Annotated in this window: 22 protein-coding genes; 5 read left to right on the plus strand and 17 right to left on the minus strand. The window is 62.2% G+C overall.

All coding sequences use genetic code 11. From position 1 onward, the window contains the following. Positions 1-242: 242 nt before the first annotated feature. The 6 genes from SGR02S_RS07325 to SGR02S_RS07350 form a co-directional block, all read right to left on the minus strand. The gene (locus tag SGR02S_RS07325; RefSeq protein ID WP_067107388.1) at positions 243-698 is read right to left on the minus strand and encodes an MbcA/ParS/Xre antitoxin family protein; all 456 of its coding nucleotides are present in this window, start codon (positions 696-698) and stop codon (positions 243-245) included. Next, complete coding sequence (locus SGR02S_RS07330) at positions 688-975, minus strand: hypothetical protein (protein ID WP_067107391.1); 288 nt, start codon at positions 973-975, stop codon at positions 688-690. The genes SGR02S_RS07325 and SGR02S_RS07330 overlap by 11 nt, the downstream gene beginning before the upstream one ends. Positions 976-1,123: 148 nt before the next feature. Further along, a complete protein-coding gene (locus SGR02S_RS07335; RefSeq protein WP_067107393.1) occupies positions 1,124-1,591 on the minus strand; it encodes a hypothetical protein in 468 nt (155 codons plus the stop codon). Between the two features lie 129 nt (positions 1,592-1,720). Next, positions 1,721-2,398 carry a hypothetical protein gene (locus tag SGR02S_RS07340; protein ID WP_169799654.1) on the minus strand — a complete coding sequence of 226 codons (678 nt, stop codon included), beginning with the start codon at positions 2,396-2,398 and terminating at the stop codon, positions 1,721-1,723. Next, a complete protein-coding gene (locus SGR02S_RS07345; RefSeq protein ID WP_156483002.1) occupies positions 2,323-2,913 on the minus strand; it encodes a hypothetical protein in 591 nt (196 codons plus the stop codon). Before SGR02S_RS07345 ends, SGR02S_RS07340 begins: the two co-directional genes overlap by 76 nt. Positions 2,914-3,090: 177 nt before the next feature. Then, positions 3,091-5,916: a MobA/MobL family protein gene (locus SGR02S_RS07350; RefSeq protein ID WP_082797012.1), complete on the minus strand. Its 2,826-nt coding sequence runs from the start codon at positions 5,914-5,916 to the stop codon at positions 3,091-3,093. A gap of 415 nt (positions 5,917-6,331) precedes the next feature. On the opposite strand from SGR02S_RS07350, the gene SGR02S_RS07355 reads away from it, so the two are divergent. The 3 genes from SGR02S_RS07355 to SGR02S_RS20010 are packed head-to-tail and all read left to right on the plus strand — an operon-like array spanning position 6,332 to position 8,464. Continuing rightward, positions 6,332-6,796: a hypothetical protein gene (locus SGR02S_RS07355; RefSeq protein ID WP_067107399.1), complete on the plus strand. Its 465-nt coding sequence runs from the start codon at positions 6,332-6,334 to the stop codon at positions 6,794-6,796. After that, a complete protein-coding gene (locus SGR02S_RS07360; protein ID WP_067107401.1) occupies positions 6,793-7,026 on the plus strand; it encodes a hypothetical protein in 234 nt (77 codons plus the stop codon). The genes SGR02S_RS07355 and SGR02S_RS07360 overlap by 4 nt, the downstream gene beginning before the upstream one ends. Positions 7,027-7,078: 52 nt before the next feature. After that, complete coding sequence (locus tag SGR02S_RS20010) at positions 7,079-8,464, plus strand: hypothetical protein (protein ID WP_156483003.1); 1,386 nt, start codon at positions 7,079-7,081, stop codon at positions 8,462-8,464. Between the two features lie 247 nt (positions 8,465-8,711). Here SGR02S_RS20010 and SGR02S_RS07365 read toward each other — a convergent pair whose 3' ends face one another. From SGR02S_RS07365 to SGR02S_RS07400, 9 genes are all read right to left on the minus strand, one after another. Next, positions 8,712-9,689 carry a P63C domain-containing protein gene (locus SGR02S_RS07365; protein WP_218000118.1) on the minus strand — a complete coding sequence of 326 codons (978 nt, stop codon included), beginning with the start codon at positions 9,687-9,689 and terminating at the stop codon, positions 8,712-8,714. Further along, a complete protein-coding gene (locus SGR02S_RS07370; RefSeq protein WP_082797013.1) occupies positions 9,682-10,614 on the minus strand; it encodes an IS1595 family transposase in 933 nt (310 codons plus the stop codon). The genes SGR02S_RS07365 and SGR02S_RS07370 overlap by 8 nt, the downstream gene beginning before the upstream one ends. A gap of 8 nt (positions 10,615-10,622) precedes the next feature. Next, on the minus strand, positions 10,623-11,009 hold the full coding sequence (locus tag SGR02S_RS20015; protein WP_156483004.1) for a hypothetical protein: 387 nt from the start codon (positions 11,007-11,009) through the stop codon (positions 10,623-10,625). 42 nt (positions 11,010-11,051) lie between these two features. Beyond that, complete coding sequence (locus SGR02S_RS07375) at positions 11,052-11,465, minus strand: hypothetical protein (protein WP_067107402.1); 414 nt, start codon at positions 11,463-11,465, stop codon at positions 11,052-11,054. Between the two features lie 126 nt (positions 11,466-11,591). Further along, entirely contained in the window at positions 11,592-12,509 is a 918-nt protein-coding gene (locus SGR02S_RS20535) for a hypothetical protein (RefSeq protein ID WP_067107403.1), read from the minus strand. 6 nt (positions 12,510-12,515) lie between these two features. Further along, positions 12,516-15,149 carry a fimbria/pilus outer membrane usher protein gene (locus SGR02S_RS07385; RefSeq protein ID WP_255211412.1) on the minus strand — a complete coding sequence of 878 codons (2,634 nt, stop codon included), beginning with the start codon at positions 15,147-15,149 and terminating at the stop codon, positions 12,516-12,518. Next, positions 15,146-15,949 (minus strand): fimbrial biogenesis chaperone, encoded by an 804-nt coding sequence (locus SGR02S_RS07390; RefSeq protein ID WP_067107419.1) that lies wholly within the window; start codon positions 15,947-15,949, stop codon positions 15,146-15,148. Before SGR02S_RS07390 ends, SGR02S_RS07385 begins: the two co-directional genes overlap by 4 nt. A gap of 96 nt (positions 15,950-16,045) precedes the next feature. Then, positions 16,046-16,888: a hypothetical protein gene (locus SGR02S_RS07395; RefSeq protein ID WP_067107404.1), complete on the minus strand. Its 843-nt coding sequence runs from the start codon at positions 16,886-16,888 to the stop codon at positions 16,046-16,048. A gap of 143 nt (positions 16,889-17,031) precedes the next feature. After that, positions 17,032-17,565, minus strand: coding sequence for a hypothetical protein (locus SGR02S_RS07400; RefSeq protein ID WP_067107406.1), 534 nt, complete (start codon positions 17,563-17,565; stop codon positions 17,032-17,034). A 644-nt stretch (positions 17,566-18,209) separates the two neighbouring features. Between SGR02S_RS07400 and SGR02S_RS07405 the strand changes: the two genes are divergently transcribed. Next, positions 18,210-18,920, plus strand: a complete 711-nt coding sequence (locus SGR02S_RS07405; RefSeq protein WP_169799655.1) for a helix-turn-helix domain-containing protein — start codon at positions 18,210-18,212, stop codon at positions 18,918-18,920. A gap of 9 nt (positions 18,921-18,929) precedes the next feature. On the opposite strand, the gene SGR02S_RS07410 is transcribed toward SGR02S_RS07405, so the two are convergent. Together SGR02S_RS07410 and SGR02S_RS07415 are read right to left on the minus strand one after the other, a co-directional pair. Next, positions 18,930-19,109, minus strand: a complete 180-nt coding sequence (locus tag SGR02S_RS07410) for a hypothetical protein (protein WP_067107410.1) — start codon at positions 19,107-19,109, stop codon at positions 18,930-18,932. A 24-nt stretch (positions 19,110-19,133) separates the two neighbouring features. Then, on the minus strand, positions 19,134-19,850 hold the full coding sequence (locus tag SGR02S_RS07415; RefSeq protein WP_082797017.1) for a TetR/AcrR family transcriptional regulator: 717 nt from the start codon (positions 19,848-19,850) through the stop codon (positions 19,134-19,136). A gap of 52 nt (positions 19,851-19,902) precedes the next feature. On the opposite strand from SGR02S_RS07415, the gene SGR02S_RS07420 reads away from it, so the two are divergent. Then, positions 19,903-20,557, plus strand: a 655-nt coding sequence (locus tag SGR02S_RS07420) for a TolC family protein (protein ID WP_169799656.1), incomplete at its 3' end; no start/stop codon positions are given.

Raw genomic sequence — 20,557 nt, forward strand, 5'->3', positions numbered from 1 at the left:
GTCTGATCGGAGGGATCGCGCTCGCTGAGAGACGTGCGAACCGAGCGGCCGACCTGAAATCGGATGCCGAGCTTTTTCGCAATGCGACGCAGGGATGCGCGGGCTGTCTTACGCCGGTTGGGCGGTATCTTCACGGGTTGGGGGCTCCGTAATTCGTGGACGCGCAGGCCATCGCGCGAGCAAGAGAAGCGCGGGTTCAGAAATCTGCCGAGATCAATGCAACAAGCGTGGGGCATCGACGATCACTCGAAAATGATCTCGCTATCCTCGTAAGGGGTGACATTTGCCTCTTCAGAGGTGGGCGGCATGTACAGACCGCCTCTCGCCGCGTCGACGAAACGCCGGACGGTCATCGGTCCCTCCAAGGTTCCATCGGCAATGAGGTCGATCGGCGGATTACCACCGAACGAGGTAGCGCTATGGGGTTTGTGCAACCAGGCGACGCTTTCGAGTTCGTTGGCGAATAGTTCTCCAAGGCCCTTGTGAATTCCGAGCACCGCCGAGATCCGCATCAAGGCGTTCTCTTTCAAGGTGATTTCGCGATGCTCCCGAACCCTCTTGCGCCAGCGACTATAGGCCGAGCGGGATGGAGAGCCGAGGATCAGGCGCTGCTGCTCCCCGGTCAGTCTCCACAGGCCTGCGATGGCTAGAAAGGTACGGAGCGCGGGGGCGCTCAGGCGGCGGCGATCATCGGTCATCGTCAGACCCACTCCCGGTGTCGCCGGACTTGGGGATGGCCAGTATCAAAGCATCGCGGACCAGCGCGAGAGGGCCGGCGCGGCGGTCATGGTCGCGCAGTATTAGTTCTTCGGATATCTCGGCGACGCCAGCTTCCCGATATTCATCCTGATGTACGCGTATTTCATATGTCCCGATGGGTCCTGAGCCCGCGATGTTCCCCGCGGTGATCTCGCCAACTTTGCGTTTCAGCTCGGCGCGGCCCCACGGCCAGACCTCGACAGTTACAACCAGCATATAATTTTCCTAACATCCATATTATGAGGTACGCGTCGGCGGGTTACCCTTCGCCTCCGCTTTTCGCAGGGCCTCATCCAAGGGCCATTTTTCGGCCAATCGGAAAAAGGTACGCAGCGCAGGCGCGAGAAGGGCCTTGTTCGTTCCTTCATTGCTCGCCGAAGCACACCCCGTCGAAATCGGAGGACGCTGTCAGGCCTTTTTTCGTCAGTTTGAAGAGCGGCCCGGCCGGATCGAAGGCGGGTGCGAAATAGAGCGCGCCATCGATGAGGCGCGCGCAATATTCCGAATACCAGACCGGCACGAGGCCATCGATGCCGATTTCCAGGGTGACCTTCCTGGGTCCGATGGAGGGTCTAGAAACGCTGACAACGATGGCGTCGCATTTGGACATGCACATGGCATTCTCGACCCGTCTGCGGCCGCCTTCGTCCAAAGAGACGGCTGGTACGATCAGAAGATATGCGTCGGGTGCGATCAGGAATTGCGCGAACTGGCGCGGCAGCATCGAAATGTCGCTGTCGAGATCGAGGCCGGCGATCTCGATGATCGTGAGGGCGATCTTGAGGGTCTCGGCCTCTTCGGCCCGGTCTCTCGCGGTCATATATTTTTTCATCGTCAATCCATTCTTGCGGCGGCTCAGGCTGGACGGCCGCTGCTTTCATCTCTTCGTCCCAGCCAAAAGCTGGTGCTTCTTCATTGAGTGATCGGCCAAGGCCTGGGGCGTCGATGTGGCCGACACCGGTCATTCGCCGCTAACGGGCTGCCTCTGCCATTCGGCCCATTCGGCTGCGACCATCGCTTTGCCCGCATCGGCGGAAAACGGCCGGACGAACGGACCGAAGCCGAAGCATTGAAGCTCGCGGGCGGGCGCCATCAAATGGATATGCGGCGGATTGGTCGAGCCCACGGTGACCGGCAGGTGCATCGCGGCGATCACGGCGACATTGCGCTCGCGGCACAATCGTTCGATCGCGAACGCACGAACATCCTCCCAAGCCCGATGCAAGCGATCGGGGTTGGGAAAGCGCAGCGTGATCATGACGAGGAGATCCTTGAGCTGGCTACACGCCTGCTCCTCATATTTTTCGCAGAGGTGTTTCGGGTCGAGGAACTCGTCGTTCGCGTGGGGTGGCAAAAGAACGTCCCAGCGATAACAACTGGGTACCCACGGCGCCGAGACGTCGACCTTTTGCCCCGGGCAAAGACGCTTGAGGACCGAGGTCGGAACAGTCCGGACGGGACCATTCTTGATCTGCCGGCGCACGACGCCGAATATGAAGTTCGGATCATCGCCGCCGGGAATGGGCACGAAGTCGAGGTCACCGGGGGCAGGGATTTTCTTCATTACCACGACCAGCCTCCGATCCGGTGCGAGGCAAGATGAGCGCTCGCCCGCTCGATGCCGGCTTCGTGGTCCCACTCATCGGCAAAGGGATGATGCTCGGACAGGAACAGACCGCGCCGCATCAGATGGATTGATGGGCCGCTGCCCGGCGGAACGAGCCAGCTATCGCCGGCGAGGCTGCGGAACAGGCGATAGCCCAGAAACCATTCGAGATCGGCAGAGCCGGGCAGGGCGATGTCGACCGTCACATCGGTCGATGATCCGTCGGCCGCTCGCCGGAGCAACAGGACGGGGTGGCCTGTCGCGATCGCGACGACTTCGGTCTCGCCCAGGAACAACGGAGCCGCAGCCGCGGTGGCATGCACAACAACGCCCGGCGTCTTCAGAAAGAGGCTCCCGGGGAGCAACGTCGCCGCCATTCCACGGTCGGGACGGGCGGAACTATGCATAAGCGCAGCAACATGGTGCATGAGTTTGCTGTCGGGGCGCGTCGCTGCGGGGAGTAGAACACTGCCCCTGAGGGCTGTGTGAATCATGGAGCCGGAACCATCGGCCAGGTCCAGTGAATCGGATATCGTCGAAAATTGCACGGGCATTGCTCTTAATTGGGAACCCGGTTGCCGGGGTTCGGGCGGCAGCTCTCCTTCAGATGTCTTTCATCCTTTCAGCAGGGCCACCTGGCTCATCTTCCCCATTCAAGCGGCGGGGACCGCCGCGATCCTGCCTACTTGGCGCGGGTTGCGTGCACGCAACCCGCGTCCGGCGGTTCACCGCTCGTGGCCGCCGCGCCCGCGCGACGGACCGGGGCGTGACGGTTCGGGCGGGCTCTCCGTGCTGCGCGCGGCCCGCGGCAGGAGCAATGTCCAGGCAAGCGGGAGCGCCTTGCGGTCGATCGGCCGGTCGGCGGTCAGCTTGCCGAGCGCGACCAGGGCGTTCCGCCCGGTTGGCGAAGCCTCGAGTTTTCCGGCAATGCTCCGCAGGGCCTCGGACTCGCAGTAGACATGTACGTCGCTACCGACCATGCGCATCGCAAACTGCCCCTTGATGGTGGCCTTTGCGATCACGCCCACGGCGGCAAGGGTCATATCATTGGCCCCGGGCCATTTCCCCTGTTCGACCAATGTCTCGGCGCGCGCGATAATCCGGTCGGCGCGCTCGCGGAGCTCAGCGTCGGCCTCGGCCTTCGCCTGCGCCACCTTCTTCTGCTCGCGGCGCTTCGCCTCTTCGCGGACCAACCAATCCCGCCGCAGCCCTTCAAGAAGCATCTGCATGTCGCGCGACGGATAGGCTGCCCAATAGGCATTCCGGAGATGCATATCGAGACTATAGGGATCGAGCTTTGGCCGGCCTTCGCCGGCGACAAATGGCGATCGGGCGCTTTTCTCAACATGCCGTTTCAACGCCGTGAGCATTGCCTCCCATTTACGGGCATGGATGCGCTGGATGATGTCCTCGGCTTCAAAGCGATCGACATCGATATGTTGCGACGTGAAGCCCTGCGCAATCGCAAATCCCGTTGCCGTCCGAACTTGCGGTGGGAAGGGGGTTCGGCGGAATTGCCAAGCGGCTGCCGCTATTGCCTTGCGCCGATCGCTGTCCCCGCGAGTTTCGTTGGTTGGGACGGGCACCGTGCGCGGCAACGGTACCGGAATGACCGGGTCAATGCCGTGATCCAGCATCGCCGCTCGCTGATGTAGAGCATTCAGCCGTCGATCCGCCGATGCGATCACCTGTTTGACCGTGATAGCTAATTCCGAAAGCTGCTGATCACGATGGTGTCGCTGGGCGACCTCGCCGAGACTGGCGAGCACCTGTGCGAGTGTCACGGCGGTCGACGTATCAGGTCTGATGCGATTCAGCCGATTACTGACCCGTTGTCCGGCGCCCAGCATGCGGGAGATGGCACCCGCCGTTATATCCTCCAGATTGGCGGCCAGCCCGTTCAGTCGATCGGTCGCCGCAATGCGCTCACTTGCGCGATGGATATTTTCGAGGCGAGAAAAGCCTTCTCTCGTCCGGCGCTCGATAGCCTCATTCTTGGCCAACATCGACTTCGCGACCGCATTGCGCGTATCGTCGATGGCACCGTCGAATACGGTCGATTTTTGGTGGATCGCTGAAGACCACTCCATCAAATGTGCGGTTTTCTCGAGTTTTTCCGCGGTAGCGCTGAGGTTCACGAGTTGCATGTGCCTTTCCGACGATTCCGAGAAGGTGCGACGAACGCGATTTGCAATACCCCGCAGATGTTCATCTTTGGCAATCTGGCTAATCCGCAGTGATAGGGCCGCGGCGAGAATCAACTGGCGCAGCCCCAGCAATTTCTCGCGCCGCGTCGCATGGGCTGTCTGATTGCCGATCGCCTCGACACGCTTCTCGTAGGTCGCAATCGCATTCTGTGCTGTTGATGCCTGGAGCGCGAGGCGTGCGTGAACGGCGCTTTCAAGGTCGATCATCTGGAGGTCCGCGGGTACAACCGCGGAAGTGCGACGAATGTCGTGCAGTCGCTCGGCCGCGACCGATCGCTCGCGCTGGAGCGCCAGGCCGGTTATGCTGATTACATGTCGCACTCGGCGCGCTATCGCCGACAACTGCTGCAACTGTTCCACCCGTTTCTCAAGCGCTTCCAGCCGGCGCGCCATCCAGGTGGCTTCCTGACCGATCTTCGCCTGGCCCGCAGCCATCCCGCGGGCTTTATTGCTGAGATGGGTATAGCGTTTGTCGATGCGGGCTGCGGACAGCGTCTTGTTGATCGCCTTGACCACGGCGATACGCCGGGCCTTGATGCCTGCAGGCGTATTGATGTCGGCCTCTTTGCCGAACGCGAAGCTCCAGTCATATGCTCCGTGGCGTTCGCACGGCCGCAGCGAATAGATGATATGGACATGATAGTTGCGCTGATCGCCCGCCCGGTCGGGGAGGTGGAGAGCGGCGGTGTAAGGCAGCCCGCGTTGATCGAAGAAGCGGCAGATGCGGCGGACGGCCTTGCGGCGCTGCCGGGCGCTGAGCTCATGCGGCAGGGCGATGATCTCGGCGATGTATACGTTCGCATTGCTACGATCATGCCGCTCGATCGCTTCCGACGTGCGATAATAAGCGGCGAGTTCGTTGCGGTTTGCCGCGATGTTCGACCACCAGCCGCATTCTCCGCCTTCGAGAGCGTCTTCGCGCACGATATAAAGAGCTGCCCGTTCGGCTTCGCCGTTTCGCCAGCGGCGCCCCTTGGTCGACGCAAATCCGCGCGCAATGAAGGCGAAATGGATCGAGTATAGCCCATCAGGCCCGCGTGCGTCCGTCGTTCCGGCCGTGCCGACGAGCATGTCAGCGGTGCGGTGAAAGAGCTTCCTGGCCGTGCTCGTACCGATCCTTGGCCGCTCCTCCTGCGGCATGCGGACACGCAATCTCTGGCGAAGTAGTTTCAGCTCTTCGGCCTCTTTGCGTTTGCGCCGGCGGCGATGGTGATTGGCCTCGCGCTCGTCGCGTGCATCCTCGGCACGCCGTCGCGAAGCCAGGTTACGAGCGCTGCGTTCGGCGGCCATAGCCGCCGCGACCGCCGCCGAACGCTCTTTCACCTGACCGTAACTCAGCTGCATTTTCTCTTCCTGCTTCGGTCGAGAGGGGGTGGCCGTTGGGTTGGATGGTCGAAATGACAAACAACACTTTACCGCGCACCACCCCCTCTCTCTCTACCTCTAGGTAGTGAAACCCATGGGGTGGCGGGTCCTGTTCACCCCCCAACGTCGAACGTGTCAGGCGTCACCGGCATCTATGGGGGTGAGCAGGAGTCCTGATTGGACCGCCTTCGCTATGTCGCTGCGTATGACATGCGAACTACCACTAGATGACGACGTCCTGCTCGGCTTGTTGGCAAGGCTGCGATCCCTGGAGCGAGACGCTCGGTCGGAAACCATCTTGGCCGAACAGAGTTTGTCTGAACTCCGAAGGCAGGCTCGGGCGCGGCCCAAGCGACGCGGTGGGGAGGGAAGTGCGGATGCAGAGAAATACAAGTTGGGATCCGTTCTGGTTCAGCTCGGCTTTGCCGGCGCAGATGATCTGGCCCTTCTGGGCCTGCTGGCGAGCGGGGACCGGGCGCTTCAGTGGTTATGCGAAGCCCGGCTTGAACGGGGCGCTATCCCCTTCGTCGAACTGGTTTCTGCTGCGATCAGCAAGTCTGGTCGGCTCGACTGGTGCCGCGAATGGGGCAACTATCATTGGCGCCTTCATAACAAGAGAGCATATGACGCCGCGGTGACTTCGTTCATCGAAGCTGGACCGACCGGCGCGGAGGAAGGTTGGCGCAAGCACGATGCCAGCGGCGACCAGATCGCGCTCATCGCCAAGCTTTGCGATCTCCTCGACGAGCCGTTGCCCAAGGGCTTGACGAAAGGCGAAGCCTTCGACTGGATTTATGAACGCGGCGGCAATCCCGCCCATTGGCATGAACCCACCGAGCCAGCGGAGTGGGAGGCATGACCATGGATATCGATGCTCTCTATGAGCAGTTCCAGATCAAGGAAAACGCCTTGGCGGATGTGCTCTCTCTTTGCGAGGCGGAGCAGGCCGCGGGCAGGAGCGGCGTCGGCGCGCTTCGCGAAGCGAACCGGCTCCATGAAGAACTCAAGTTCGTGGCTGGTCTCCTGGCCGAACTCATAGATGACGCCCTGGCAGAAATCGGAGCGAAGCCGCCGCCTAGCTCAACTTAACGAGAACCTAAGGAAGATTGCCGCTTAGAGTTCCGCAATTCAGGGTTGAGACGTGATGACAAACAAACCAACAACGAACAAAAATTTAGCGCGCACGCTGTCATGGCGTTTCAGATGGCTGACCTCCCAAGTGGTCGCAGCAAAATCCCAGAGCGTTGAGGAAGCTTTGGCTCTCCTCGGCAAGCTTTTCAACGATATCCGGGGTCTGAACAAAACCACTGAACAACTGCAGGCCGAGCTTTATTCTTTCGGCCCTTGGGACGATTGTCTCCCCGCTGTTCTTGACGCTTGCTGGTTGCCGTTGCCGACCGGGTTGGTTCCCAATTCCAAAGAGGCATTGGTCGAGCTCTGCGAAAAGTTGCTGGATCGGACAAATGATTCGACGCTGCGGGATATTTTCTTGGAGGGATGGCGCAGCAAAAATGACAATAGGCCTGGAGGCAGGATTTTTGACGAATTCTGCCAGGATCTGTGGAAAACCAGCCGGACTGACCCTGTTTTTTTTAATGCTGTCGTACGAGGCATGCATGGGACGGCCCTAGATTATCAGGCGCGGAAGGAGGCTTCGAGACATCTCACCCGTGTTCGGGCAGTACGCCTGATCAGCAGGATGGCGCTGGTCTGGGCTGCCCATGATGTTCAAGCGACTGTCGCAGCGGCACGCCTGTCTAAAACTCGCCCGCTAGCTGGGCTGATTGCGGGGTGGGCGCAAAATATGAAGGCGGACACCGTGTTTGCCGTGGTGAGGCCGATCTTTACGATCGCAAAGCTTAATTTTCCTAAATACCGGACCAATCAGGAAATTCGCCAGGGCAAGCCGGAAGGCAAATTGTCGAAGCACGACGATGTAGCGACGATTAGAGAAAGTCTTCCAGAAAACAATCGAGCTGCCTTTGCTGATTTTGTCGGATTCGGTGGGAATCGCGGGCTTTTTTCTCGACGCCGTCGGGATCGTTTCATGCAGGATTTGCCTCAGGCTCTCGAAAAGCAGAATCCCGAATTCTGGGCTGAACTGAAAGAACCTACCGGTCGATTTGCAGGCATGACCATGAGTCAGGTCTGGTATCGTGGACTGCTTCCAGCCGAGATGTCGGCCCTAGCTGCACTTCGGCTCGTTTATTGGGAAGAACGTTTGCAGACACATCTTTTTGGAGTGAAGAACAAGTATTGGCAGCCTGGAACTTACTTGCCTCAAGATGTTGGTTCAAAAACACGTGTTGCTGATCTGGTTCACAATCTTCATCGTGTTATCTTGCATAACGCGGGGCCGTTGAATGGCGAGGCCGTGTCAGGACATGATCATAGTCATATCTCTAATGCAGAGAAATTCATCGCGGATGCGTTGAGCACACCTCTTCCGACCGATGGGGAACCTGTGGGCCGGATGAGGACACTTCATGACCTAGATGTCTGCGTCGCGACCCGTTTGGGTCGATAGTGTTCGTGTGCTGCGCTTGTGAAATTGCTGCCCTCGACAGCCTCCTTTAGAGGCCGCGCTCGTGAGGAGGGAAATGACTGCCGCTACGGATCCAAGGACTCTAGCACCGTGCCGAGATCAGCAAATCAAGATGGCTGCACACTCCCGCAACCATAGAAAGCCCACTAGGCTAAGAGCTTAGTGGGCTTTTTTGGGGGCCTATATATCTAGCTAGCCAAGTAGCAGGCGGGGCTAAGGCCCCGCCTCTTTAGTCTCGCTTTGGCCTTGGAAGCGACAGCGTGAATTGGACTGTCTGGTTCCCGTAGTGCTCGGCGACCTTGTCCCGCAGTTCCCGCATGTCGTGGCAGGTCTTGGCCATGCCGATGACCTCGTAGCAACGTGACACGAGTTGCCGCACGCCAAGGTTCTCGGTCAGCTGCCGGTGCCAGTGCTCGCCCTGCTTTGGCTTGTTTGCCTTGAGGTAAGCCGCAACGTCGGGGTCTAGGGTGTCGTAGATCAGTTCGATGACCAATTTGCCCCACCACTTAGGACGAGAGTGAAGCGAGCCCTTCCAATTCGTGAGGCGGCCAAATTCTTCCCAAAGCTCGTCGGGAAAGGTTTTCTCCCAATCGCGAAGCTCGTCCGCGATGAAGGCGCGCAACTTCACCTGCAGGGCATCGTCGGCTCTCTCATACTGGTAGCCAGTCGCCTCATCGACCAGCGCATCAAGCCCGATCCGCGTCAAGCCAGCAGTCAGGACGGCGCACCGAATGGCCATTTCCCGCTGGCGGTCAGTGAGCGGCGCGCCCTCATAGAGCGCTTGGACATAACCCCTGCAAATCAGTTCAAAATGCTCGGTCGTGATGCCAAGGCCGGGCCACTGTGTTCCCGGTATGCGGAATCGGATGGTTTCCTGCAGGATTTTTTCCACGTTAATGTAGGGCTTAAGTGCTTTCTGCCCTACATAGTCCTGCAGGCTCCCGCGCTCGACATCGGCTATCGCCTTCGTTGTCGAGCCGGACGACAAAACGCGCGTCCCATCCTCAAGGACGTAACAGTCGAGTTCGTTTCCTCCGAGATCGATTATGCCGCGCCATTTTGCCGCCGGAAGATCGGCGTCAGCAACCTCGCGGTTGCCCTTGCCCGGCCCATCTTCCTCGGTGCCGCGTTCAGACGCGACCATTGCCTTTGCTACGGCGTCAAAGTCGGCGTCGATCGGTTCGATGGTGTCTTTATCTTTAGGCATGAATCAGTCCTTTGTAGGTGAGGCGCTTGCCGATCATGCGGCTAATGGTCTGGTCGATGAACCCCATGGTGCCAGCTTCGCGCGTATTCTGGCGGAACGAAAATTCGTTGACGTAGCGATGCAGATGCTTCTGGCTCATGTAGTGGTAGATGCCGTAGTGGCCGCGCTTCAACAGCGCCCAGAAGCTTTCGATCCCGTTGGTATGGATGCAGTAGTGACGGACATATCCGCCCGCCGAGTGATTGACGGTGTGATGGATATAGCCCTTCTTGGTCAGGCCGCGATAAGCCGAAAACTCGTCGGTCACGACGCTAGCGCCCTGCGGCACGTTAGCCTCCACGTAGCTCGTCAGCGTCTTGCTGGTGGTATCGGCGACCGGAGTAGCGCGCACCTGCGCATTATCGTCGCGGATACCGACAACAGCGGTCTTTCCGACGCCGCCACGGCCCATATGAAGGCGCTTAGAGGCGTGCTTGTTCTTCTCTTTGCCACCGATGAAGGTTTCATCGACTTGGACGTGATCGCCCATGTCGTCGCCCGGCTTGGCGAGCCAAGTTTCGCGGATGCGCTGCGCGAGGAACCATGCCGACTTCTGGGTAATGCCAAGCTCGCGCGCCATCTGGGTCGAAGGGATCCCCTTGCGCGCCGTGGTCATCATGTAGATCCCCATGAGCCACTTGTGCAGCGGCAGGCGGCTTTCGGCGAGAACGGTTCCGGTGCGGACGCTGAAATGCTGGCGGCAGTCTCGGCAGCGGTAGGGCATCGGCTTGTGGTTCTTGACCTCGGCGACCGAGAGGCTGCCGCAATGCGGGCAGGAGATTTCATCGGCCCAGCGGTTGCGCTCGAAATAGAGGCGAGCGGCGGCCTCATCAGGGAAGCGCTGAAAGAACTGATAGAGGCTGACGGTTTCGGGCTTGTCGGTCATGAGCCCTACTAGCCATAAACTCCTGCAGGTGTCAAATTATTTTGGCTAGTTAGATATATAGCTCCCCTTTTTTGCTGTTCGGAGCGGGCGGCATTCCGACCATTCCAAATTCGGAATCCTAACTTTTGCTTTGTTCCACTCTTCGATTGCGCGCGGCCGGAGTTGACAGTTACTGCTAAAATCGTAGGTAGCGCCATAGGGCAATACCAGGTCGACCGGAAAAAATCTTCTTCATCGCGGTTTTCATATTCGCGGACAGAGCGGGTGAGCACCACCAAGCGGAGCGTTTCAGCTACATTAGTCATAAGATATTGGCGACAGTGGTCGGCTGCTCCGCCATCGATTTTGCCTGGACGGATGGATTCCGGAGGCTTGGAGCGGATCGTAGTTGCCATTCCCCTCGAGCGGAGCGTGGCCGTGCCGGCGGCGGTCGAGGCTCAGCTCGGAATGATCTGGAGGTCCAGATGATCCGAATCGAACCCGTTGCCGCCCGGCACCGCGGCGATCGGCCGTTCCTGGACGCGCGGGCCCTGCGCGCGGCTGAGCACGGCCTGTCCCGAACCGTTGAGCAGGATCTCGTCGTTGCCGGCGATCAGGCGGGTGCCGACCAGCGTCCCGGGCGCATAGGTGACGACGAGCTCATAGCCGCCCGGCGCGTTGCAATATTCGCGGAACATGCCAAGCGATACGGCGTCGCCCTGGATCGCGCCGAACCCGGTGGGCTGATGGTTGACGGTGCATTGGACCGCCACCCGCGCGAAGAGGTTGAAGCCATAGGAGGCGGCGAGCGCGGTCGTCGGCGCCGCAACGAATATGAGGCCTGCGAGGCCCATCGAAAGTTTCCGTGTCATTCGCCACCCTTTCCGCCGAACTGGCCGAAGCGTAGGGTGGTGTTAGCGGCGCAAATCTAAGAATCGGTTAAGCGCCGCCGCGCCTGCGCGGCGCGATGGCATCGCACGGCGAGTGGTAGAGAGAGCTCAGCGCGCGGTGACGGAGATCGATATCACATCGCTGTAGGTGCCGGCGCGCCGATCGCTCACGTCACCGATCACGAACTGGATGTCGAGCGGATCGAGAAGGGGAGCGGCGCCAGCCGGCTTCGACAAACTGCTGACTCCGGACAGGTTGATCGCGTCGTCACCGATGGAGATGGCGTAGGGAACGGTCCATTCGGTGGAGCCGAGACGCAGCTTACCCAAATTGTTGGAGCGGACCTGTAGGTCGTAGGAACCGGTGCTGTTCACATATAGTCCGAGGACCACGGGCGCGATCCCTGTGCGCAACTCGCCGAGGTCGACGATGGCCTGGCCCTTGTTCATTGAATAAGCCCCCGAAAGGCCCATCCGTGCGGAAGGCAGAACTTGGATTCCCAGCGCTAGGTTCGTCGAACCAAAGGATACGAAGTTGCGATCCTGCGCGTCGATCGTCACGTCCTGCGTGAACATCCCCGCCTCGCGTACCTGACTGGGATCGACGACCAGTTTATAGGTCAGCATTTTCGATTGGTTCGGAGCCAGTACCAGTTCCGGATCGGAAAATTTTCTCAACGAACGGGCCGCGTAGGGAGTCACGTCGCGCGAATCGGAAAGGTTGAGGAGGGCATAGCGCACGGCGGTCCCACCGTTTTTCTTGAGGCCGAAGGGCGGCTGCGGCAGCTCGAAAACCGGCGTGATGCGGCATTCGGATCCGCCTTCGTTGAGGAAGGTCACGTTGAAACTGCCCTCGGGACTCCGGTTGTCGAACGGGTCGAAGCCCTGGATGAGCCAACTCGCCGGGGTCGCGGTGATGCGGACCAGGCATTCGGGCGATCGCGCCGTTGCGGCCGGCGTGGTTTGCGCCGATGCAGGCGCGGCGAATAGCGCCGCGGCGATGAAAAGGGAGGAGCGAAGCATCATGGCCTCCTATCTGTTCGAGCCCGGCCGAACGGTGCCGAGGTTCACGAGGCCGTCGGTATCGGCCGGGACGGTGAATTCAAATGCCTTGTCGATCGTGCCGTTGGGGCCATAGGTTTCGACCAGATAGCGCCGGCCGGGCAGCATGTTCGAAATGGCGAAACGGCCGACCGAATTGGTGAAGAAGGGCACGGGCTTCGGATTCTCGCCGTCCTTGACATCAAGCAGCGTGACGCGCCCGCCGATCAGCGACACGGGCTTGTCCGGCGCGGTGATCAGCGTGCCCATGACGCTGACGAAGGCATCGGTCCCGACGCGCAGCGTATAGCCGCTCTTGTAGGGCGGCTTGACGCGCACGATGCCCGGTCCCGTGTCATAACCGGCCGGCGCGTCCTCGACGTCATATTGCACTGATTGCATGCTATATGAACCGAGGAAATTGTTCATCGCCGCGCCCAGCGGACCGCTGCGGCCGATATAATCATTCTTCGACAGCGACTGGCCCACCACTACGCGGCGCTTGCCCAGATTTTCGTGCGGTTCGAGCAGCATGAAGCTGTCGTTGACGCGGCGGCCGACGCCGAACATGCCGCCGGCATAAGCCAATGTCGTCCCGATCCGCGCCGTCGTCACGTTCAACGCTGTGATGTCGGACAGGCTGGGGCCGAAGCTGGCGTGGCTGAGCGCGGCATCGAAGCGGTTGCCCGAATAGCTGCCGTAGCCGAGCAGGCGGGCATTGCCGTCCTGGCGCATCACCACGCCGCCGAAGCCGACGCTGTTGAGCTGATTGAGGCCGCTTTGATTATAGGAGAGTTCGGCCGTGTTGGCGCGCGTTTCATAGCGCGCTTCGGCACGGCGCCGGAAGCTCGGCTGGAACACCAGGCTGATGTTGAAGCTGACGCCGCTGCCGCGACCAGCGAAATCGGACGGATATTTCGTATAATCGACGCCCGAGCGTACCGACCAGCGGCGGTCAATATTATATTGGATGTCCGCCCCGATGCGATAGCTGTCGCCAAGGCCGAAGCGCGACTTGGTGTAGGAGGCGTTCGCGGTGCCGACCAGACGAAGGTCGAACTGGCGGGTATATTGACCAGTCAGGGTGAAGGCGCTGGCGTTGACGGCATTGGGGTTGCCCAGCGTCGCGAAATGCGGCGACTGATAATCCGCGCGAAGCGAGAAATAATCGGACGTCCCGCCGCGATCGAAATAATGTTCGTAGCTGAAGCCGCCGGCAAAGCCCTCGCCCGCTACTTTCGCATGGCTTCCCGCCGCGTCGAGGAGGATGCGGCCGCCGTTGCCGAGCACGAACTGCATCTGACCCGACAGTGCCTGGACATCCTCGCTGGCCTGGCCGCCGACGCCCAGTGCCGGATGGTTGAAGAACGCCTTGCGGAAAAAGCCGGTGAAGGCGAGCGGGCCGCGATAATCGGGCGCGCCGCCGAACGATCGGCTCGTCGGACCGAAAAAGGCGCCATATTCGAAATCGCCGGGATCGAGGTCGATCGGGTCCAGATATTGCTGATAGGACAGGTTCTGCACCGCGCCGCTGTTGTCGGTGACCTGAATCTGGACGTCGTTACTGCCTGCGACCAGCGGCAGCGAGCTGAAATCATAGCGACCGGGCTGCAGGCGCACCTCGCGATAGAGAGTGCCATTGCGCATGAAGCGCACCGTCGATTCGCGCTGGATGACCAATTGCCGGTCGGCTTGCAGGACGGCAGCGCGAAAGGCGTTGAACCGCCGCCGCTGCCGCAGGACACCGACGCCGCCCATTCGCACATAGCTTTGCTGCCCCCGCGTCTCCGGATCGAGGTCGCCCAGATACCAACGGCGATAGGCTTCGGGCTGATCGTAGACCAGTCGGGCATAGTTGCGGCGGAACAGATACTTCTCGCCGGTGTCGGTCATGCGCTCGGCGAACTGCGCGTCGCCTTCGAACACGACGGGGCCGACGCGGACGGCGCCGTCGAAATTGACCGTCGGCCGATCCGCCTGATCGAGATCCCAGACATAACTCTGGATCAAGTTCAGGTTCAGAAAAGCCGAAAAACCTTCCGGTGTCAGCGATGTATCGTTAAGGTCATCGCGCGGTGGCGCGAAGATATCCTGAATCGCGCGCTGCTCGGGCGAAACCTGAACGACGACGACCGCCAGCGAACCGGGGTCATAGGTCAACTGGACGCCCGTCCGGTCGAGGTCGTCGGGGCCGAAACTCTCCATGCCCTGCAGACGGCCGACAAGGCCTGCCTGCGCTTCGTCGTTAAGGACCGGACGCATCAGCCGAATGAAGGTCGCGACGTCGAGCATGAAGCGATCGTCGGCGGTCAGCCGCATCGGAATATCGCCCAGGCTGCGATTCTGGAACGTCAGCGGCACCGTCATGTCGATGTCGCGGTCATAGGGGTTGATATCGGGGCGCCCGTGCGGCCCGATCGGCACCTGCGGTACGGTCGGGGTAGGTGCTGGGGTTGGCAACGGCACCGGTGTGCCCGGCAGCGGAATCGGTGTCGACGTGCCTTCGGGCGGCGTACGCTCGGCCGTGCCGGGCCGCGTCGGCAGGGGAATCGACACCTGCGCCGCCGCCGCGCTCGCCCACAAGGCAGGCAGCGCGACCGAGCAAAGGGCGAGGGCGCGCCTCACTTCTTGAACAGGACCTTGATCGGCCCCGGCCCGAATCCCGCAACCGGCAGGTTGAAGGTGCGCTGGCCCTGCGCGGGGGTATAGCCCGATCCGACAATGCGACTCAGTTCCTCGGGCGACAGGTCGACGCGCAGATACTGGCCCTCGCGATCGGTGCCCTCAATCTGCCACGTCAGGTCCGACATCATCGCATGGCGGCGGCCGCTGTTGGTCAGCGTGACCGCGACACCGTCCTGCATCGGTCCCTTCTCCGTCGATCCGGGGGCGGGGGGCAACTGATAATCGACTTGGTGCGCGTCGGTGGCAGCGACATTGGGCTGCGCTCCAGGGGGCGCGACGACGACGAGCGCGCGCATGTTGTAAAGCACCTGCAATTTGGCGCCGATGCCCTCCTCGGTCGTCGGATCGAGGGCGACGGGCAATTGTTCGACCGCGACATAATAGGCCTGCGAGGTGGCGATGTCGGGATCGCCGACCCATTGCAGGCGAATGACCTGGCGGCCGCTCGTCGGCAGCACCCCCTGCGGCGGAAAGATCAGGAAATCCTCGTCGGCCGGCGTTTCGGTGATTTCGCCGTTCGGTTCGTAGTTCATCCGATAGACACGCGTCTGGAACGCCAGCGTGCCCGTATTGATATTCTGCACTTCCATGCGGGCGACGGCTGCGCTGCCGCGCGATTCCATTTCCAGCACCATCGGCGAGACACGCATCGCCAGCGCCGGGACGGCAAGCAACAGGATCGCGGCCAGCGCGGCCAGGACGGTGCGCGCACGGCGTTTCAGCATCGTCAGTGCCGACATCATCTTATTCCCCCCAAAGCAGGGCATAATTCCATTATTTCATAAAGAAAGGGGAAAGATCGCTCTTCCCCCTTTCCTTTTGCTTGCCGATCGAACTTACGAAGCGGACAGCGTCAGCGTGGTCGTGCCTTCATAGGTACCGGCGACCAGGCCCTTGTCGCTGAGCGCAGCGGCGGTGATGTTGATGTCCATCTGCGAACGCCACGCGCCTTGCAGAAGGAAGCCGCTCTTGCTGTTGTCGCCGACGGACAGATTCTGCGTCGAACCAGCCGAAGGGCCGCCGCGCGGAACACCCTGCCAGCTTGCGCTCACCGTGTAGGGGATGTTGGCACGGAATTCATCGGTGTCATACGAACCGGGAGCCGTGTTCACGAGGCCCTTTACACTGTCCTTCTCGATCGTGACGCGGTTGTTGAAGTTGCAGCCCGCGGTCAGCGTCTGGATGTCGACGTCGATGTTGCCGGTCATTTCGAACGCCTGGCCGACATTCTCGTTGTCGCCGGTCTTCACGCCGATGACGCCGAGGTCGATATCGCGGACGTTGGTCGTGTAGTTGTTGCCCGAATAGAAGGAGCAGTCCTTGCTCACCGTGCCCGACATCGCGAACTGCACGTCAACGGTCGGCGTTGCTGTTTCGCTGTCGTCGCTTCCCGTCGCCTGGACGGTGTAGCGGGTGCCGACTCCCAGATTGATACCAGTTTCACCAAGGACCTCACCCACGTTGACCATGAGGGGGGGCAAGAAGGGGATCGGGTTGATGTTGGTCGGCTGCGGATTGGTGAACGTGTAGTCGACGGGCGCCGAGAGGTTGATGGGGCCGACGTTGACGTTAACAACTCCGGTTCCCGCATAATGCTTTTCATTCGTGCGCGCAGCGGCAGGCGAAGCCATGCCGATGATCGCGAGGGCGGCGACGGTGCCGCAAAGAATCTTCTTCATAATCTTCTTCCCTCATTTTTCAGCCGTGTCCCCGGTTCTCGGAGATGCGGCCGTTCCTTCGCACCGGCTGGTCGGAGAGGCGGATGGACACGGTGCCTGCCCATCGCCCTAATTCCGCCCGCGAGACACCCCGCGGGCGAATCTCAACTCGGCGTGACGGTGATCGTGATCACCTCCGCATAATCGCCCGCCAGCAACAGCCCGGCTTCGCCTGTCGGGCGGCCCAGTTCGACCGCCAGCGTCATGCCGTCGGTGGCGATTCCGCCATTGCTGGAAATCACGCCGCCCGCCTGAATCTGGCTGCTGGTGAATGACTGGCTGATCATCGACCGGTTCGGATAACGAACCGGCATCTGCACGCTCAGATTATAGGGCAGCTTGCCGCCATAGGGGCCTTGGCCGTTCGGCATCGTCGTGTGCGCCAGGCCGCCGCCCGTGCCGCTGATCGTCATCGTGAAGGGCAGGTTGCAGTCGAAGGGCACGTCCATCTGGAAGCTCAGCCCGCGCTGCTCGAGGTTGCCGAAATCGACGTTCGGAATCTGGCCCATCGCGCAATGTTCGCGGATCGAGCCGCTGACCGCGATGTCGATCGAGCGCGCATTGTCGATCTGCATGTCGGCTGCGGCAGCCGGCGCGGCGAATGCCGTCGCAACGAGCGCAATGAGCAGCAGGCGCATGAACGCTTCCCCCAATAAACCTGAACGGTTTTTGTCCGCGTAATTGCGGTCCTGGGCATCCCCTATGCCCGGGGAAGTCGCGACCCGACTCACCCCCCCTCCGTTAGGGCCAATTTAATACGGGAGTTAATTTTTATGTGAACCCCAAAAATTTCTGCGGGATCAAATCGAACGGCGTGTAAATGCTCGGAAAATCGAGGAAAGCCGGGAAGCGCGAGGGTCTTGAGGGTTAACCGCCGGACCGGTCGCGACGCCGGGCAAGCAAGCCGTCCTGTTATGGAACAGGCTGCATCCGAATCTTAACCGGATTTCTGCTCTGCGGAGCGTCGACACGAACTGCATCCACGCCGGACCGCACCAAGCTTGCGGCGGATCGCGGCAACGTTCGCTGACGAGTGTGCGTTTCGCTCGGCACGGCCTATCCGGCCGGATTCTGGCGGTTGGGCGACCAGGCCGAAATGAAAGGCATCATGTCCTCGTCCGTTCCCCCGGTCTTCCCGCCCGCCGCCATCCCGTCATCCGCCTCCCGCTCCGTTCGCGGGTCGTCGGCGGATGTCGGAGAGGGCGTTTCCCGGCGGGCCGTTAACCCCTCGGCAACGCCTCGCTGCGAAGATCGCGCGCCTATGGTCATTCACGGAACGATGATGGAACCGTCCGCCGGCACCGCCCGGCAGCGCGCGGACCGCCTGCGGCTCAACCTGACGGTCGAGGGCGGTACGACAGGGCAGGGCGGGACCGCCGTGACCGTGCACAATCTGTCGGTGACCGGCGCGCTGATCGAAACCGCTGCCAACCTGCTGCTCGGCCAGGATTTCACCATCGTGCTGCCCGAGGCGGGCGAGGTGGTCGCCTCGGTCGTGTGGCAGAGCGAGCGGCTGTTCGGCTGCCGCTTCCGCCAGCCGCTGCCGCGCGCCGTGCTGAGCGCCGCGCGCCTGCGCAATCCCCTGCCGTCCGATGTCGATCCGGCCGACGGGGGCGAGGCTGTGGCTGCCGACGCCGCCGAGCCGCTGGGCATGCGCCTGCGCCGCCTGCGCGAGGCGCGCGGGATGAGCCTTGCGGGCCTTGCCAGGGCGGCCGGGCTCAGCAAGCCGAGCGTCTGGGCGTGGGAAAAGGGCACCACCGTGCCGCGCCGGAAAAGCCTGCACGCGCTCGCGACCGCGCTGCGCGTTTCCGAACAGGAGATCGTCGGCGATGCCGCCATGGTCGGCCTGCGGGCATCGGCGCAGGCGGCCAGCCGCCGAGCCGCGGCCGAGGACATGGACATGCTGAAGGCCGAGATCGCCACCGCGCGCCAGCGCATCGCGCGCGCGGCGGGGGTCGATGCTGCCTCCATCCGCATCCTGATCGAGCTTTAGGGGAAAGCTTCAACCCCCTCCGTCGGAAGCCGCGCTCTCCTCGCGCCGCAGGCGGCGCGCCGTGCGCTCGTGCCGGACCGCCGCTTCGCGGAGCCGCCGCGCGAGGAAGGGATCGCCGCTCGCGTCGGCCTTCAGCCGCGCGACGCGCGCCAGTTGCTCATGATAGATGGCGTCGCGAATCGGTTCCACGCCGCCTCGATACCACGGGAATCCTCAGGCCTTCGCATCGCCGCGCGACGGGGCTGTCGCCTTTTGGGACAGGGCGTGCGCGCCGACGCCCATGCTTTCGGGCCCCCAGGCGCGACAGAAGGTGTCGAGCGCGCCCTCGATCTCGGCCGCCACCCGCGCCCGGTCGCAGCGCCGCGCCTCGGGAAGGTTGAGCACCGCGAACTGATAGGAGCCGCTCTGGCACAGGCCCGTGAAATGCTGGACCGCGCGCAGCGGATCGCCGCGCCTGAGCTCGCCCCGCTCCATCTTCTCGCCGATCCACACCGCGAGCCGCGCCTTGCCGCGCCGCGGCCCGCGCTCATAGAAAGCCTCGGCCAGATGCGGGAAGCGCCTCGCCTCGCCGACCACGAGCTGATAGAGCGACAGCAGCGGATCGGTCATCAGCGTCGGGACCAGGATATTGGCGAAGCGGCGCAGCACCGCGACGACATCCTCGTCGACCGGCAGGTCGATGTGCAGCATCTCGCCATATTGACGGACGATGTCGTCGACCACCGCTTCGAACAATTCCTCCTTCGACGGGAAATAGGTCCAGAGCGTCGTCTTCGACCCGCCCACCTTGCTCGCGATCGACGACATGGTCGTGCCGGCATAGCCGTGGGCGAAAAAGGCTTCGCGCGCAGTATCGACGAACGCCTGGCGGCGCTTCTCGCTCGCGTCGTCGGCGGGTCCCGTACTGGCTGGTATCATTTCGATTGACAATTCGACTCCTCCCATTATGGACGCACGATACCAGCTAGTATCGTTGGACGCCATGCCCCGTTTCCTTGTTACGACAACGGCCCTTTTCGGCCTGCTCGCCGGCTGCGCGGCGCCCGACCTGGGGCCGCGGCCACAGGTCGTCGCCGCCGACTCGCTCGCGTCGGGCGCCAGTCTGGCCGACGCGCACGGCGAATGGCCGGTCGAAGGCTGGTGGCGCGCGTGGGGCGACGCGCAGCTCGACACGCTGATCGCCGAAGGGCTCGCCGGATCGCCCGACCTTGCCGCCGCCGCGGCGCGGGTGCGCGCCGCCGATGCGCTGGCGCGGCAGGCGGGGGCGGCGCTGCTGCCGCGCCTCGGCGCCGAAGGCAGCGCCGGCGGCGTGAAGCAGAGCGGGACGATGGGCATTCCGCCGCAGTTCGTCCCCGACGGCATTCAGGACACCGGCCACGTCGCCGCGACCTTGTCCTTCGACCTCGACCTGTGGGGCCGGAACCGCGCCGCGCTGGCGGCGGCGACCTCCGAAGCCGAGGCGGCGCGCGTCGATGCGGCGCAGGCGCGGCTGATGCTGACCACCGGCATCGCGGCGGCCTATGCCGACCTCGCCGCCCATCACGAAGCGCTCGACGTCGCGCGCGAAGCCTTGCGCGTGCGCACCGCGAGCGCGGCGCTGTCGGCCGACCGCGCGCGCGCCGGGCTCGACAACCAGG

The sequence above is a fragment of the Sphingopyxis granuli NBRC 100800 genome, assembly GCF_001591045.1.
GTDB classification, from domain to species: domain Bacteria; phylum Pseudomonadota; class Alphaproteobacteria; order Sphingomonadales; family Sphingomonadaceae; genus Sphingopyxis; species Sphingopyxis granuli.

Coding starts and splice junctions, on each gene's coding strand:
- SGR02S_RS20015 (WP_156483004.1), bottom strand. CDS start 11,009: ATGGCAACTACGATCCGCTCCAAGCCTCCGGAATCCATCCGTCCAGGC.
- SGR02S_RS07405 (WP_169799655.1), top strand. CDS start 18,210: ATGGAACCGTCCGCCGGCACCGCCCGGCAGCGCGCGGACCGCCTGCGG.
- SGR02S_RS07325 (WP_067107388.1), bottom strand. CDS start 698: ATGACCGATGATCGCCGCCGCCTGAGCGCCCCCGCGCTCCGTACCTTT.
- SGR02S_RS07395 (WP_067107404.1), bottom strand. CDS start 16,888: ATGAAGAAGATTCTTTGCGGCACCGTCGCCGCCCTCGCGATCATCGGC.
- SGR02S_RS07370 (WP_082797013.1), bottom strand. CDS start 10,614: ATGACCGACAAGCCCGAAACCGTCAGCCTCTATCAGTTCTTTCAGCGC.
- SGR02S_RS07335 (WP_067107393.1), bottom strand. CDS start 1,591: ATGAAAAAATATATGACCGCGAGAGACCGGGCCGAAGAGGCCGAGACC.
- SGR02S_RS07330 (WP_067107391.1), bottom strand. CDS start 975: ATGCTGGTTGTAACTGTCGAGGTCTGGCCGTGGGGCCGCGCCGAGCTG.
- SGR02S_RS07400 (WP_067107406.1), bottom strand. CDS start 17,565: ATGCGCCTGCTGCTCATTGCGCTCGTTGCGACGGCATTCGCCGCGCCG.
- SGR02S_RS20535 (WP_067107403.1), bottom strand. CDS start 12,509: ATGATGCTTCGCTCCTCCCTTTTCATCGCCGCGGCGCTATTCGCCGCG.
- SGR02S_RS07360 (WP_067107401.1), top strand. CDS start 6,793: ATGACCATGGATATCGATGCTCTCTATGAGCAGTTCCAGATCAAGGAA.
- SGR02S_RS07365 (WP_218000118.1), bottom strand. CDS start 9,689: ATGCCTAAAGATAAAGACACCATCGAACCGATCGACGCCGACTTTGAC.
- SGR02S_RS07375 (WP_067107402.1), bottom strand. CDS start 11,465: ATGACACGGAAACTTTCGATGGGCCTCGCAGGCCTCATATTCGTTGCG.
- SGR02S_RS07390 (WP_067107419.1), bottom strand. CDS start 15,949: ATGTCGGCACTGACGATGCTGAAACGCCGTGCGCGCACCGTCCTGGCC.
- SGR02S_RS07350 (WP_082797012.1), bottom strand. CDS start 5,916: ATGCAGCTGAGTTACGGTCAGGTGAAAGAGCGTTCGGCGGCGGTCGCG.